Raw genomic sequence first — 255 nt, 5'->3', positions numbered from 1 at the left:
CTTCTGCAGGCATCGCATATAGGCCCGGGCGCACTGGACGAGAAGACTGCGGATCTTCTTGTCACCCCGTCGGCTGATGCCGAGAAGTTTGGATCTGCCGCCTGTGCTGTACTGGCGGGGAACAAGGCCAAGCGAGGCCGCGAAATCGCGACTGCATCTGAACTGCTTGCCATCGCCGATTTCTGAGGCAAGCACACTTGCAGTGATCGGCCCGATACCAGGAATGCTCAACAGTCTTTGTCCGACGTCGTCGTC

Annotated in this window: 1 protein-coding gene; it reads right to left on the bottom strand. The window is 58.8% G+C overall.

Annotated elements, in window-relative coordinates; translation table 11 throughout:
- On the bottom strand, positions 1–255 hold a 255-nt coding region (locus VSR82_RS40315), incomplete at both ends, for a transposase (RefSeq protein ID WP_498858956.1).

The organism is Burkholderia sp. JPY481 (assembly GCF_038900515.1).
GTDB lineage: Bacteria > Pseudomonadota > Gammaproteobacteria > Burkholderiales > Burkholderiaceae > Paraburkholderia > Paraburkholderia youngii.
Note: the sequence above shows the minus strand (reverse complement) of the source record. Positions and strands in the feature narration are given on the sequence as shown.